General features: G+C 64.3%; 13 protein-coding genes. 8 read left to right on the top strand and 5 right to left on the bottom strand.

The features are described 5' to 3' along the window. Window positions 1-2 precede the first annotated feature (2 nt). Window positions 3-992 carry a 3-oxoacyl-ACP synthase III family protein gene (locus LB523_RS18215; protein ID WP_224605609.1) on the bottom strand — a complete coding sequence of 330 codons (990 nt, stop codon included), beginning with the start codon at window positions 990-992 and terminating at the stop codon, window positions 3-5. A 69-nt stretch (window positions 993-1,061) separates the two neighbouring features. Next, a complete protein-coding gene (locus LB523_RS18210) occupies window positions 1,062-2,033 on the bottom strand; it encodes a LysR family transcriptional regulator (protein WP_224605606.1) in 972 nt (323 codons plus the stop codon). Between the two features lie 113 nt (window positions 2,034-2,146). Here LB523_RS18210 and LB523_RS18205 point away from each other — a divergent pair, with 113 nt between their 5' ends. After that, window positions 2,147-2,737, top strand: coding sequence for a YybH family protein (locus LB523_RS18205; RefSeq protein WP_224605602.1), 591 nt, complete (start codon window positions 2,147-2,149; stop codon window positions 2,735-2,737). Window positions 2,738-2,804: 67 nt separating this feature from the next. Here LB523_RS18205 and LB523_RS18200 read toward each other — a convergent pair whose 3' ends face one another. Together LB523_RS18200 and LB523_RS18195 are read right to left on the bottom strand one after the other, a co-directional pair. Beyond that, window positions 2,805-3,254: a DNA polymerase III subunit chi gene (locus LB523_RS18200; RefSeq protein WP_224605598.1), complete on the bottom strand. Its 450-nt coding sequence runs from the start codon at window positions 3,252-3,254 to the stop codon at window positions 2,805-2,807. A 9-nt stretch (window positions 3,255-3,263) separates the two neighbouring features. Next, window positions 3,264-4,766, bottom strand: a complete 1,503-nt coding sequence (locus LB523_RS18195; RefSeq protein WP_224605596.1) for a leucyl aminopeptidase — start codon at window positions 4,764-4,766, stop codon at window positions 3,264-3,266. Window positions 4,767-5,143: 377 nt separating this feature from the next. Here LB523_RS18195 and lptF point away from each other — a divergent pair, with 377 nt between their 5' ends. From lptF to LB523_RS18160, 7 genes are all read left to right on the top strand, one after another. After that, the gene (gene lptF / locus LB523_RS18190) at window positions 5,144-6,340 is read left to right on the top strand and encodes an LPS export ABC transporter permease LptF (protein ID WP_095767018.1); all 1,197 of its coding nucleotides are present in this window, start codon (window positions 5,144-5,146) and stop codon (window positions 6,338-6,340) included. A 2-nt stretch (window positions 6,341-6,342) separates the two neighbouring features. After that, the gene (lptG, locus tag LB523_RS18185) at window positions 6,343-7,425 is read left to right on the top strand and encodes an LPS export ABC transporter permease LptG (RefSeq protein ID WP_224605593.1); all 1,083 of its coding nucleotides are present in this window, start codon (window positions 6,343-6,345) and stop codon (window positions 7,423-7,425) included. Further along, window positions 7,425-9,854, top strand: a complete 2,430-nt coding sequence (locus tag LB523_RS18180) for an LPS-assembly protein LptD (RefSeq protein WP_224605591.1) — start codon at window positions 7,425-7,427, stop codon at window positions 9,852-9,854. Before lptG ends, LB523_RS18180 begins: the two co-directional genes overlap by 1 nt. A gap of 235 nt (window positions 9,855-10,089) precedes the next feature. Further along, entirely contained in the window at window positions 10,090-11,010 is a 921-nt protein-coding gene (locus tag LB523_RS18175) for a SurA N-terminal domain-containing protein (RefSeq protein WP_224605590.1), read from the top strand. A 128-nt stretch (window positions 11,011-11,138) separates the two neighbouring features. Continuing rightward, window positions 11,139-12,194: a 4-hydroxythreonine-4-phosphate dehydrogenase PdxA gene (gene pdxA / locus LB523_RS18170; RefSeq protein WP_224605588.1), complete on the top strand. Its 1,056-nt coding sequence runs from the start codon at window positions 11,139-11,141 to the stop codon at window positions 12,192-12,194. 7 nt (window positions 12,195-12,201) lie between these two features. Next, window positions 12,202-13,047, top strand: a complete 846-nt coding sequence (gene rsmA / locus LB523_RS18165) for a 16S rRNA (adenine(1518)-N(6)/adenine(1519)-N(6))-dimethyltransferase RsmA (protein ID WP_224605586.1) — start codon at window positions 12,202-12,204, stop codon at window positions 13,045-13,047. Window positions 13,048-13,115: 68 nt separating this feature from the next. Further along, window positions 13,116-13,409: a DUF1330 domain-containing protein gene (locus tag LB523_RS18160; RefSeq protein WP_224605583.1), complete on the top strand. Its 294-nt coding sequence runs from the start codon at window positions 13,116-13,118 to the stop codon at window positions 13,407-13,409. A gap of 186 nt (window positions 13,410-13,595) precedes the next feature. On the opposite strand, the gene gmk is transcribed toward LB523_RS18160, so the two are convergent. Beyond that, window positions 13,596-14,270 (bottom strand): guanylate kinase, encoded by a 675-nt coding sequence (gene gmk / locus LB523_RS18155; protein WP_095767013.1) that lies wholly within the window; start codon window positions 14,268-14,270, stop codon window positions 13,596-13,598.

Genomic DNA, 14,270 nt, shown 5'->3' with positions numbered 1-14,270 from the left:
CCTCAGACCTCCAGCGCCATGCCGCCGAAGGAGACGCCGGCCGACGTGCCGAGGATGAGCAGCTTCATGCCCGGCGCCACGCGGCCCTCGCGGCGCGCGATGTCCAGCGCGAAGGGAATGGAAGCCGCGATCTGGTTGCCGAAGCGGGCGGAGATGTCCACGAGCTTTTCCGGCGCAAAGCCGGTCTGGCGCGCCATATGGGTAAGCGCGAACGGGCTCGCCTGGTGCGGCACGACGAGATCGACATCGCCATGCCGCCAGCCGGCGCGCTCAAGCAGAGCGGCGACGAAGCCGTTGAAATGGCGCGCGGTGAGCCTGAACAATTCCTTGCCGTCCATGTGGAACAGGCTGTGCGCGGCGAACGCTTCCTGCTCCTTGCGGAAATCGAAGCGCGTGCCGCCCGAACCGATGCCGCAGGCTTCCCAGCCCGACGGATAAGTGCGCATCAGGCTGGCCGCCACCTTGCCCTCGCCTTGGCCGCCTTTGCGCAGCACGGCGGCCGCGGCGCCGTCGCCGAAGAGCGCGGCGATCTCGGGCGCATCCTGCCACGGCAAGGCGCGCGAGGCGACCTCGGACGAAAACACCAGCGCCGTCTCGCATTGCCCGGCCTCGATCATGCGGCCGGCAGTGTCGAAGGCGGTGAGGAAGCCCAGGCAAGTGCTGTTGACGTCGAAGGCGGCGGCCGAGCCGTCGGCCAGCCCAAGGCGCTGCATGACCAAGGGCGCGGTCGCCGGCAGCGGCTGGTAAGGCACGCCGCAGCCGCCGATGATCAGGTCGACCGCGCCGGGATCGAGGCCGGCATCCTCAAGCGCCAGCGTCGCCGCGGCGCAAGCTAGATCGATTTGCGATTCGGTACTGCACACATAGCGCTCGAGGACGCCGGTCGCGGCTTCGAGCGCGCCCTGGCCGAGGCCGAGCCGCTCCTCCAGCGAGCGCGTGGTCAGCCGCTCAGCCGGTACCGCCCTGCCGGTTCCGACGATCCTGACCTGCATTCTCCCCCCGCCACGTGAGCTTGGCCCTATCTAACCCATGAAGCGCCGCATTTGCGACTCCGAAGTCGATCAGCCGGCCGTGAGGCCAGATGGATCGATCGCCGATCCGACCTGCTCCAACTGGCCGACGAGCCAGGCAATGCCAGCGTCCATCATCGCGACCTTCGGCACTACGGCGGTGATCTGGAAAGGTGGCAGCGTCACGGGAGGATCGACCGCGATCACACCGAAGCGGCGCGCATGCCTGGCCACGAAACGACGCGGCAGCGCCGAGACAAAATCCGTCTCGGCCAACACGGAGAGCGCAAACATGAAATTGGGAACGGTGAGCGCGATGCGCCGCGACAGACCCCGCGCGGCGAGCGCGATATCGACGAAACCGTGCGCGTCGCCTGTCTGCGACACGACGAGGTGCTGCATGGCGCAGTATGCCTCGATGCTCGGGGCCAGTGAGAACCGGTGTCCGGCACGCATGGCGATGACGAAATCCTCTTCATAGAGCGCGCGCCGGAGAAAGCGTTCGGGCACGTCGCCGATCGGGAGGACCGCGACATCCATAATTCTTGCCTCAAGTTCGGCGATGACGTCGCTCCAGGCGGGCAACGGCGACGTCTCACCTTGCCTCGGCAGCAGCTGGCGGATGCCGATGTCAATGCCCGGCGCGAATTGATGCAGAACTTCGAGCAGCGGCGGCAGGAACACCGCCGAGGCGCCATCGGGCGCGTCGATGACGAAACGGCGGCTGGAACGGCTGGGATCGAAGGGCTCGGCGCTGGCGACCACGCTCCTCACCCGCGCCAGGATTTCGGCGACAGGCGCGGCAAGCTCCAGCGCGCGGTAGGTCGGCACGACGCCCCTCGGCGTGCGCAGGAACAGCGGATCGCCGAGCAGGCCGCGCAGCCGGCCGAGGCCATGGCTGACCGCCGACGGTGACAGGTTGAGCCGCGATGCCGATCGGCCGACATGGCGTTCCTCCATGACGGTCTCGAACAGGACCAACAGGTTGAGATCGGCGCGAGAGAGATCAATTTGATGCAGCATATTCTTGAAATCATATCACTGGATTCATCTCGATTGAAGTGAGATCCCTCAGCGCACCGGTCGGAAGGCCCGAGCGCCGCCGGTATCCATTTTCAAATTTGAGGAGATTTCCCATGTCCAAATTAACCGACACAACCGGCAAGGCCAGCGCGCCGCTTGAAAGGAAAGCCCGCAGGAAAACCGTTTCCAGGCGGCTGGCGCTGGCGGCACCGCTTGCCTTGCCGCTGGCGGTGCAGGCAGCGTTGAGCGAAGCTGCGCCGCAAGCGGCCATCGACGATGCAGCTCTGAAGGAGCTTTTGACACGGGCGGAGGCGGCCAGCACGGCGTTCATGCGTGGCGACATGAAAACCTATCTCGACCTGATCGAGATCGCCCCCGACTTCACCTTGATGCAGCCCTTCGGCGGTCCGTTCTCGAGGGGCTTCGACAGAAGCCCGGGGCATCTGGCCGAACTGGCCAGCTACTTTCAGGACGGCGGGGTGAAAATGGAGTTGGTGCAAGCGTACGCATCGGGCGACATGGCGGTGCTCGCCGTGATCGAATGGGGGCATGGCAAGGTCGGTGGCCTGGACCAAGAATGGCCGCTCAGGGTGACGCTGGTTTTCCGACGTGAAAACGGCGAATGGCTGCTGGCGCACCGGCACGCCGATCCGCTGGTCCACAAGATAACTCTGGAGCAACTGTCGGCGCTGGCAAAGGGTTGAGCGGGAGCCGGACGTCTTGGTGCGACCGCCGCCGAAGGTGTGGCCGCAGTTCGATTGCGAAGAAGCGCTAAGCCTTGCGTTCCCAGCGTCGGTCCTGCGTCTGCTGCCAGTAGGTCACGGCGTGACCGGCTTCCTTCATCGTCTTCCAGTGGCCGCGGGCGGCTTCGAGCTGTGCCGCGTCATGGCCGTCGAACAGGAAGACGGCGCGCTCGTAGCCGGACAAGTTGGGCGGCGTCGCGCCGTCGACCAGGAAACGGATCTGAGCGGCATTCTGGTTGCCCTCGCCCGTGGTGAGCAGGATCGGCTGCTCGGCCGGATAGGCTTCGCGGTCGGTGGCATGCGCCAGGAAGGAATCGTCGCGAAAAATCCACAGATGCTGGTCGAGCGCGTCGCGGCGATCTTCCGTGCCGGTCTGCACCACCACGCGCCAGCCGCGCTCGACGCTGCGCTCGAGCAGGCCCGGCAGCGCCTCCTCGAGCGTCGATTCGGTCAAATGGTAGAACAGGATGTCGGTCATCCCGGAAACCTAACCCTCATAGTGGTCGCGGACCAGCCTATCGAGCAGCCTCACACCGAAACCCGAGCCCCAGGATTGGTTGATCTCGCTCGACGGCGCGCCCATCGCGGTGCCGGCGATGTCGAGATGCGCCCAGGGCGTGTCCTTGACGAAGCGCTGCAGGAACTGCGCGGCGATGATGGCGCCGCCATAGCGGCCGCCGATGTTCTTCATGTCGGCGTTCTTGGAATCGATCAGCTTGTCGTATTCAGGCCCGAGCGGCATGCGCCACAGCCGCTCCTGCGATGCCTGCCCGGCGCCGAAAAGCCGGCCGGCAAGTTCGTCATTGTTGGAGAAAAGGCCGGCATAATGCTGGCCGAGCGCCACCATGACGGCGCCGGTAAGCGTCGCCAGGTTGATCATGAATTTCGGCTTGAAACGGTCGTTGGCGTACCAGAGCGCATCGGCCAGCACGAGGCGGCCTTCCGCATCGGTGTTGAGCACCTCGATCGTCTGGCCCGACATCGAGGTGACGATGTCGCCGGGACGCTGGGCATGGCCGTCGACGGCGTTCTCGACCAGGCCGATGACGCCGACCACATTGGCCTTCGCCTTGCGCGCCGCGAGCGCACGCATAAGGCCGGTGACGGCGGCGGCGCCACCCATGTCGCCCTTCATGTCCTCCATGCCCGAGGCCGGCTTCATCGAATTGCCGCCGGTGTCGAAGGTGACACCCTTGCCGATGAAAGCGAGCGGCGCGTCCTTGGCCTTGCCGCCGTTCCAGCGCATCACCGCCAGGCGCGCGCCGCGCGGCGAGCCTTGCGCGACGCCGAGCAACGAGCCCATGCCGAGCTTCTTCATCTCCTTTTCAGCCAGGACCTCGACCTCGACGCCGAGCTGCTCCAGCGCCTTGACGCGCTCGGCGAATTCGACGGGCCCAAGCGCATTGGCCGGCTCGTTGACCAGATCGCGCGCAAGCAGCACGCCGTCGACCACCGCTTCCTCGCCGGCAAAAGCCTTCTTCGCGGCAGCGGGATCGGCGCAGTGAACGGTTACCCTGGCGGGCTTGCCCGACTTCGTGTCGGATTGGCCGTCTTCCTTGTCTTTCCTGGTCTTGTATTTGTCGAAGGAATAGCTGCGCAGCAGGATGCCGGCGGCAAGGCTCGCCGCCTGGCGACCGTCGGGCTGATACTCCGGCAGATCGAGGATGACGGCCACCTCGGTCGCCTTGCGCAGCGAAGCGGCAACGGCGCCACCGAGCTTCAGCCAGGCATAGTCGTCGAGGCTCGAGACCTTGCCGGCGCCGACCGCCACCAGCCGGTCGACCGGCGTTCCTTCCGGCGCCAGCACCTCGGCCGAGCTTGCGAATTTGCCGGAGAAATCGGCGACCGGAAAGGCGCGAGCCAATGCACCAGCCGGATCGCAGGCCTTCGCCGCCTCGCCGAGCCCGCCATCATCGGCCGCGAAGACGAAGACGCTGCCCTTTTTGGGCGCGGCGAATTTGGCGAAGGAAATGGATGGTCTCGACGTCATCAGGTCCTGCTTTCGGGGATGGCCGTAAGGTGCCGGCAAAGGTAATTTTCAACGGGCGAGAGGTTTGGCAAGAGTGCGCGACATTTGGTCGTTTTCCGCCATTTGGCAAGACTTTGGCCGAAATCGCGGTCTATATCGGCGCCACCATAGACAAAGGATTCGCCTCGGCACGGCCTTAGCTTGCTACCGCAACCTAATGTTAACCATCGATGTTTTGCATTTCTTATTCATTGGCGCGGAGACTCCGCCACGCCGGGGCAAGTGGCGTGGGGCGACAAACCGGAGCGAGCCGCCCATGACGCAGTTGTGCGGGCGCCGCCGGATCACTACCTTGTCGGCGGGCATGATGCCGTTCGGCAAAATCGAGAAAAGCCTTCATGAAGGTCGTTGAACGCTACATCATGCGCCGCGCGCTGACGATGTTCCTCGCGGCGCTGGTCTGGACGCTGGCGATCGTGTGGACCACGCAGGTGCTGGCCAAGATCGACCTCGTCACCGACAATGGCCAGTCGGCGCTGACTTTCTTCGAAGTCGCGGCACTCATCATCCCCTCGATCATCCCGATCGTGGTGCCGTTCGCCCTGGTGGTGGCGGTGGCGCAGACGCTGAGCGCCATGAACACCGATTCGGAACTCGCCGTGCTCGGCGCCGCCGGCGCCTCACGCTGGACGATCGCGCGGCCGATCCTGCTGCTCGCGATAGCGGCTTGCGCGTTTTCCTTCATCGTCGACAACGCCATCGATCCCTACGCCAGGCAGAAGAACCGCCAGCTGGTGGCAGCATCGCGCGCCGACCTTCTGTCGCTGATCATCCAGGAAGGCACGTTCCGCAAGATCGACGAAGGCCTGTTCCTGCAGGTTGGCGAGCGGCTTCCCGGCAACCGGCTCGGCGGCATCTTCGTGGCCGATTCACGCGAGGAAGGCGCCAGCCTGACCTACTACGCCAAGACCGGCAGCATCGTCGAAAAGGGCGACGAGAAGGTGCTGATGATGAATGACGGCGTCATCAACCGCAAATCGGTGACCGGCGACCTCTCCGTCATCCGCTTCACCTCCTATGCTTTCGACATGTCGGCGTTCATGTCGGCGGCGAACGACATCACGCTTTTGCCCAAGGACCGCACGACGCAATATCTGCTCAGCCCGGATCCCAACGACAAGATGTTCCAGCGAGAACCGGGCAGCTACCGGGCGGAGCTCAACCAGCGTCTCGCCGAATGGTCCTATTCGCTGGTGTTCGCGCTGATCGCGCTTGCCGTTGCGGGCGACGCGCGCTCGCACCGGGAGGCGCGCATCAATCCGCTGATCACGGCAATCGCGATAGCGCTTTTCGTGCGGTGGCTGGGCTTCTTCGCCGCAGGCAAGGCCGACAGGGTCTGGTACTATGTCTACCTGCTCTACGCTATACCGCTCATCGCCTCCGCGGTTTCGATCTGGTTCATCGTATCGTCGCGCACCATGGAATTGCCGGTCAGTTGGGCAGACTGGCTGACGGGCCTCGCCAAGCGTGCCGGCGACAACTGGACAACATTCAAGCTCTGGCTCGTCCGGCGCACTTCCGGCCAGGGAGCCTGACCATGGGCTGGACGCTGGGCCGCTATTTCTTTTTCCGTTACGTCTCGATCACCTTCTGGTTCTTCCTCGGCCTGCTGGCCCTGGTGTTCCTGATCGACTTTACCGAGCTTTCCGGCCGCACGACCGGGCTGCCCGGCTTCACCTACGGCACAGCCTTCGCCATTTCGGCGCTCAGGATGCCGATGATCATGCTGCAGACGGTGCCGTTCGTCGGACTGTTCTCGGCAATGGCAACTCTGGTGTCGCTCAACCGCCGTTACGAGCTGGTGATCGCCCGCTCGGCCGGCGTCTCGGCCTGGCAGTTCCTGTTTCCGTGCTGCGTCGGCGCGCTGATGTTCGGCGTGCTGTCGGTCGCCGTAATCAATCCGATCGCAGCGCACGGCTTTTCCTGGTCCGAGCAGATGGAGAACGACCTCAGGGCCGGCAAGTCGAACGCCGTCACGACCAACGTCACGCCCTGGCTCAGGCAGAAGACCGAATCGGGCGACACCATCATCGGCGCCCGCGCCATCCTCAATCAGGGGCTGGAGATGGCGGAGGCGGTGTTTTTCATCCTCGACCCGCAGGGCAACATCGCCGAACGCAAGGATGCAGCCAAAGCCTTCCTGCGCGACGGCTATTGGGACTTGCAGGACGTAAAGGTCTTCAAGGCGGGCAATATCCAGGCGCTGGCGTCCGACAGGGTGCCGACCAATCTCAAGCCGGAATTCGTGCAGGAGCGCCTGGCGCGCCCGGAAACCATCCCGTTCTACGAGCTGCCGCGCAAGATCGAGGTTGCGCGTTCCTTCGGACTCAAGGCGAACGCCTTCGCCATGCAGTTTGATTCGCTGGTGGCCTTGCCGTTCCTTCTCGTCGCCATGACGCTGATTGCTGCAACGGTTTCAATGCGATTTGCGCGAATGGGACAGTCGGCAACGATGATTCTGGGTGGCGTCGTGGCCGGCTTTCTGCTTTATGTCGTTTCGGTACTGGTCAAGGCATTCGGTGTAGCCGGATTCGTGCCTACTGTGGTGGCTGCATGGGTTCCGGTTGTCGTGGCTATGTTCTTTGGGGTGACGTTTCTGCTATACAAGGAAGACGGCTAGTGAGGGAGGCGGTTTTGCGCAGCCATAGGCAGGCCGGTTTGGCACGCCTCTATGGGGCGACTGCCTTGGCGTGTCTGTTCGCTTGCGCGGTGCCGACGGCATCCGCGCTGGCGCAGCAGATCACTGCCAAGTCCGTCCCTTCCGGCACGCAGATGCTGCTGGCCGCCGACACGCTTGTCTATGACAACGACAAGCACACGGTGACAGCCGTCGGCGGCGTGCAGATTGACTATGGCGGCAACAAGCTGGTCGCCCAGCGCGTGGTGTATAACCGCGACACCAAGCGCCTCGTCGCCAGCGGCGCCGTCGAGTTGATCAACAGCGACGGCACCAAGGTCAATTCCGACCATATCGACATCACCGACGACTTTGCCGACGGCTTTGTCAACGCGCTGCGCGTCGAGACGATAGACAAAGCCTATTTCGCCGCCGAGAGCGCGGAGCGCATGGGCGGCGTGCTCACCACCTTCCACAACGGCGTCTACACCGCCTGCGAGCCTTGCGAGGACAAGCCGGACAAAGCGCCGACCTGGCGCATCAAGGCGCGAAAGATCATCTGGAACGGCGAGAAGAAGACGGTCCGCTTCGAAAACTCGAATTTCGAGTTCTTCGGCTTCCCGCTCGCCTATCTGCCGGCCTTCGAGATCGCCGACCCGACGGTGAAGCGCAAGAGCGGCTTCCTGATCCCCGGCATCGTCTACAACAACCATCTCGGCGTCGGCATCAAAGTCCCTTATTATTTCGCCCTGTCTCCGACCTATGACCTGACCGTCACCGGCAGCGGCTATACCAAGCAGGGTTTCCTCGGCGAGGCCGAGTGGCGCCAGCGCTTCAACAACGGCCAGTACACGCTGAAGATTGCCGGCATCAACCAGCAGGATCCGAACGCGTTCATCGATACGCGCACGCTCGACATCAACCATGGCCATAACGTCAATTCCGGCCCGGAAGGCGACCCGAACAAGTTCCGCGGCATGATGGGCACCAAGGGCCAGTTCGCCATCAATGAGCGCTGGGATTTCGGCTGGGACGTGCTGCTCCAGACCGACAAGGAATTCTCGCGCACCTACAACATCGAAGGCTACAGCGACCTCGTCCACCAGTCGTCGATCTATCTTACGGGCTTGAGCGACCGCAATTATTTCGACGTTCGCGCCATGCGCTTCGAGGTACAGGAAGACACGCTCTCCAGCGATCCGACGTCGCGCTCGGCCAAGCAGCCCTGGGTGCTGCCGTCGCTCGACTACGCCTATATCCCCGACACGTCGGTGGCCGGCGGCCAGTTGTCATTCAACGTCAATACACGCGTGATCAGCCGCAACCGGCTGGATGCTGTGCTGGCCAATCCGATCGACAGCACTTCCATCAACAATGTGCGCGGCATCGAAGGCGAGTCGAGCCGGTTGACGGCGGAAGCCGAGTGGAAGCGCACCTTCACCACGGATGGCGGTCTGCAACTGACGCCTCTGCTCGCCTTCCGCGGCGATGCCGGTTACGTCAACGCCAATTCGGCTTCGCTCGCCGCCGTCAACCAGATGGGGACGAATCTCGGCGAGGACGACGACATGCGTTCCTCGCTTGCCCGCTACATGGCCACCCTCGGGCTCGAGGCGCGCTGGCCGCTGCTGTTCTCGATGGCGAACTCCAGCCATGTCCTGGAGCCGACGGCGCAGGTGTTCGTGCGCCCGAACGAGCAATATGTCGGCGGGCTGGCCGTCCCGAACGAAGACGCGCAGAGCTTCGTCTTCGACGCCACCACGCTGTTCGAGCGCGACAAATTCTCGGGCTATGACCGCATAGAAGGCGGCACGCGCGCCAATGTCGGCTTCCGGTATTCAGGCGCCTATGACAATGGCTGGGCCACGAATGCAATTTTCGGCCAGTCATACCAGCTCGCGGGCGAAAACTCCTTTGCCGCGCCCGACCTCGTCAATGTCGGGGCCGAGTCCGGCCTGGACAAGCAGACCTCGGATTATGTCGGTCTTGTCGGCTTCAACAGCCCGAGCGGTTTCTCCGGCTCGCTGAGCGGGCGTTTCGACGAGCAGACATTCGAGGTCAGGCGCGCCGAAGTGAAGGCCGCCTATTCCAGCCTGCCGATATCGGTCAGCGCCAAATACGCCTTCATCGAGGCGCAGCCGCTCTATGGCTTCACCACCGACCGCCACGAGCTCACGCTCGGCGCTTCGACCCATCTGGCGCAGAACTGGCGGCTGTTCGGCACCGGCACCTACGACATCGAGACAAATGTGCTGGTCAAGGACGGCGTCGGCTTCGCCTACAACGATAGCTGCTTCACTTACATCATGACGTATTCGCAGACGCGCGACACCGTCACCAAGGAAGTGTCGCAGAACATCGGTTTCAACCTGTCGTTCCGCACGCTCGGCGATTTCGGTTCGTCAACAAGCGCGGTCGATACCATCCAGTGATCAAGCGGCGGGCGCGCGGTCTCCGAGCCGTGCGCCGGCTGGGGCGCTGATGGGCTTTGGTCTTGATTTGGAGCGTGTTCCTTCGAAAATGGGCGCGTTTCCCAAGGCCATGCGTCGGCGACATCGTTTCGCCGCATAAGATGGGCATGGGGTCGACTGCATCCGCAAGCGTTCGGAGGACGCGCGGCGCCGCGATGGCGGGAAACTCGGGATGGGGAAAAATTAGGAAGGTAAGATGAGGAAATACCTGTTTTCAGCGGGATTCGCGCTTCTGGTGGCGGCCTCGATTTCGGTCACGGCTGTCGTGCGGCCTGCTTTCGCCGCTGAGATCAAGTATGTCGTCAACAACATGCCGATCACCACCGGCGACATCGCGCACCGCGCCGCCTTCTTCAAGCTGCAGCACAAGAAGGGTGATGCCGCGCAGGAGATGATCGACCAGACCCTGCGCCTGGCCGAGGCCAAGCGGCTCGGCATCCACATCACCGACCAGCAGGTCGACGCCGCCTACCAGCGCTTTGCCTCGGGCAACAAGATGCCGCTGGCGAAACTCGACGCGATCATGGCGCAGTCGGGCGTCACCAAGGAACATTTCAAGGAATTCATCCGTGCCCAGATGGCCTGGAACCAGGCGCTCAGCGCGCGCTACCGCTCCGGCGAAGGCGGCTCGGTGACCGAGCAGGACGCCGTGCGGCGCATGCTGGACAAGGGCGGCGCCAAGCCGACCGCGACGGAATACATGCTGCAACAGGTGATCTTCGTGGTTCCGGCATCGGAGCGCGCCGGCACGCTCGCCAAGCGCAAGCACGAGGCCGACGCCATGCGCGCCCGCTTCAGCAGCTGCAGCACCACGCGGGAATTCGCCAAGGGCCTGATCGACGTCACCGTGCGCGACCTCGGCCGCGTGCTGGCGCCGCAATTGCCGTCCGACTGGGCCGAGCAGATCAAGGCGACCAAGGTCGGCGCCGCGACGCCGACGCGCGAGACCGAGCGCGGCGTCGAGTTCATCGGCATCTGCTCCTCGCGCGAGGTTTCCGACGACAAGGCCGCACAGATGGTGTTCCAGGCGGAAGGCAGCAACGACAAGGACGCCGACGAGCTCAGCAAGAAATATGTCGCCGAGCTGCGCCAGAAGGCCAAGATCGTCGAACGCTAGAGCCGGATGATTTCAGGTCGAGTCGACCTGAAATCTGAATCCGGCTCTAAATCAAAGAGATAGGGCATGATGTCGTCCGAAGACCGCTGCACACTTTTCGGCATCATGCTCTGAGCGACAAGCGTGCGATGCCGCAGCCAGCCGACCGCATGAGCACGCAGAAGACCCACGCGCCGCTGGCGCTCAGTGTCGGCGATCCGTCGGGCATCGGGCCTGAGATCGCCATCGCCGCCTGGCAAGCTGGCGACAGCGCCGGTGTGCCGCCCTTCTATCTGCTTGCCGACCCCGCTTTGATCGAAGCCCGCGCCCGCCTGGTCGGCGCGAATGTGACGATCGCCGAGACCTTGCCCGGACAGGCGGCGCACCACTTTGCCCGGGCTCTGCCTGTCGTTCCGCTCGATGCGCGTCATTTCGACAGCCCGGGACAGCCGAACCCGGCCAACGCCGCCGGCACCATCGAGGCCATCGACCGCGCCGTCGCCGACTGTCTCGCCGGCCACGCCGCGGCGATAGTCACCTGCCCGATCTCCAAGAAGCCGCTTTATGATGCCGGATTTGGCTTTCCCGGCCACACTGAATATCTGGCGCACCTGGCTTCGCGCCACACCGGCAGGGATGTGACGCCGGTGATGTTGCTGGCGGGACCCGATCTGCGCACCGTTCCGGTGACCATCCACATCGCTTTGGCCGAAGTGCCGAAGCTGCTCACGACGGAGCTGATCGTCGCGACCGCGCGCATCACCGCCGCCGATCTCGAGGTCCGCTTCGGCATTGCGCGGCCGAAGCTTGCGATCGCCGGACTCAACCCGCATGCCGGCGAAGGCGGCGCCATGGGCCTGGAGGATGCTGCGATCGTGACCCCGGCCGTCGAGATGCTCAAAGCGGAAGGGATCGACGCGATCGGACCGCTGCCGGCTGACACGATGTTTCATCCGCGCGCGCGCGCTTCCTATGACGCGGCGCTCTGCATGTATCACGACCAGGCGCTGATCCCGGCCAAGACTTTAGCCTTCGACGAGGCGGTGAACGTGACGCTGGGCCTGCCCTTTATCCGAACCTCGCCCGATCACGGCACCGCTTTCGACATTGCCGGCAAGGGTATCGCGCGCGCCGACAGCCTGATTGCCGCGCTAAGGCTGGCGCGCCGGCTGGCCGACAGCGGACGGCAGGCCACCGCCGCGTGAGGATCCATTGAGCGGGCGCACCACAATCGACGGGTTGCCGCCGTTGCGCGAGGTGATCGAGCGGCATGGCCTGCAGGCCAAGAAGGCGCTCGGGCAGAATTTTCTGCTCGACCTCAACCTGACAACCAAGATCGCGCGAGCCGCCGGCGATCTCGGCGAGGCGACGGTGATCGAGGTCGGCCCAGGCCCGGGCGGACTGACGCGGGCGCTTCTCTTCAACGGCGCGCGGCGCGTGATCGCCATCGAGCGCGACGAGCGCTGCCTCGAAGCGCTGGCCGAGGTCTCCAGCCATTATCCCGGTCGCCTGGAGGTCATTCCCGGCGATGCGTTGAAGACGGATTTTGCCGCGCTTGCCGGCGCGGCGAACGGCGGGCCGGTGAAGATCGTTGCCAACCTGCCCTACAATATCGGCACCGAGCTTCTGATCCGCTGGCTGACGGTGGCCGATTGGCCGCCCTTCTACCAATCGATGACGCTGATGTTCCAGCGCGAGGTGGCGGAGCGCATCACCGCGGTCCCGGACAGCGACGGCTATGGCCGGCTCGGCATCCTGGCCGGCTGGCGCACCGAGGCGAAGATCGCCTTCGACGTGCCGCCGCAGGCATTCACGCCGCCGCCGAAGGTCACCTCATCGGTGGTGCATCTGGTGCCGCGCTTATCTCCCCTGCCCGTGGACGCCAGAAAGCTGGGCCGCGTCACCGAGGCCGCCTTCGGCCAGCGCCGCAAGATGCTCAGGCAAAGCGTGAAGAGCCTTGGCGGCGAGGCGTTGCTGACGCGGGCCGGCATTGACCCGACGCGGCGGGCCGAGACGCTCAGCGTCGAGGAATTCGTAAGGTTGACGAACGCGGTTTGACCGCCAGCGTCACTGGAATCCAGAACCCGGCGCCATAGATAGTCAGGCGAAACCAGCCGGAGCCTGCAATGCCTGCCTATGTCATTTCCGATGTCACTATCCGCGACAGGGAGGCGTTCGAAACCTACCGAACTCGCGCCGCGGCCTCCATCGCCGCGCATGGCGGACGCTATCTCGTTCGTGGCGGCGAGGTGGAGACACTGGAGGGGAGTTGGAAACCCGGGCCGCTCATCGTCGTCGAGTTTCCCGACATCGAGATCGCGCGGCGCTGGTATCACTCCGGCGATTACGCGGCCGCACTTGAGGTTCGCGACGCTGCGCTTAGCCGCAACCTCATTCTGATCGACGGGATCAGTTCGTGACGCGGCGAATTGCCCGAAAACGGCCGCGCACGATCAAGCTGAGGCGCTTTTTGCCGAGAAACGGGCGGCAACGGGTCGCAAATAGAGGTCTGGTTCACTTTTGCTTTTTGTACCGCCGCAGGCCGGCGCTGCCCCTCATCCGACCCTTCGGGCCACCTTCCCCCAGTAAGCGGCGAGAAGGAAAGATCACCCCGTCTTCTCGTCCAGCAATCCCGAAATGAAGTCGAACAGCCCAGGCCGCCTGTCTCGGCGAAGCCGCTCCGCCGTGACGATGGCGCGGACCTCGGCGAAGGCGCGGTCGAGATCGTCGTTGACGATGACGAAATCGTATTCCTTCCAATGCTCGATCTCGAGGCGGGCGTTCTTCAGCCTGGTCTCGATGACCGATTCCTGGTCCTCGGCGCGGCGCTTCAGGCGCGCCTTCAATTCCTTCATCGACGGCGGCAGGATGAAGATCGAGACGATGTCGGCGCGCATCTTCTCCTTGAGCTGCTGGGCGCCCTGCCAGTCGATATCGAACAGCATGTCGCGGCCTTCGGCCAGCGCGATTTCGGCCGGCTCGCGCGGCGTGGCATAGCAATTGCCGTGCACTTCGGCCCATTCCAGCAGCGCATCGGAATCGCGCAGCCGCTCGAATTCGCGCATGGTGCGGAAGTGATAGTGGACGCCCTCGATCTCCGAACCGCGGCGCGGCCTTGTCGTGACGGAGACCGAAAGCTCGAGACTTCCATCGCTTTCGAGAAGATTGCGCGCGATGGTCGACTTGCCGGCGCCCGACGGCGACGACAGCACCAGCATCAATCCGCGGCGGCGGATGCGGGACCCCAGATCCCTGGCGGCCGTCGGCTCCTTGGCAACCAT

Origin of the sequence: Mesorhizobium sp. ESP-6-4, from assembly GCF_020164735.1 — a bacterium.
Lineage (GTDB): Bacteria > Pseudomonadota > Alphaproteobacteria > Rhizobiales > Rhizobiaceae > Mesorhizobium.
The sequence above is the reverse complement of the archived record's forward strand: the minus strand, read 5'-3'. Positions and strand labels throughout refer to the sequence as shown.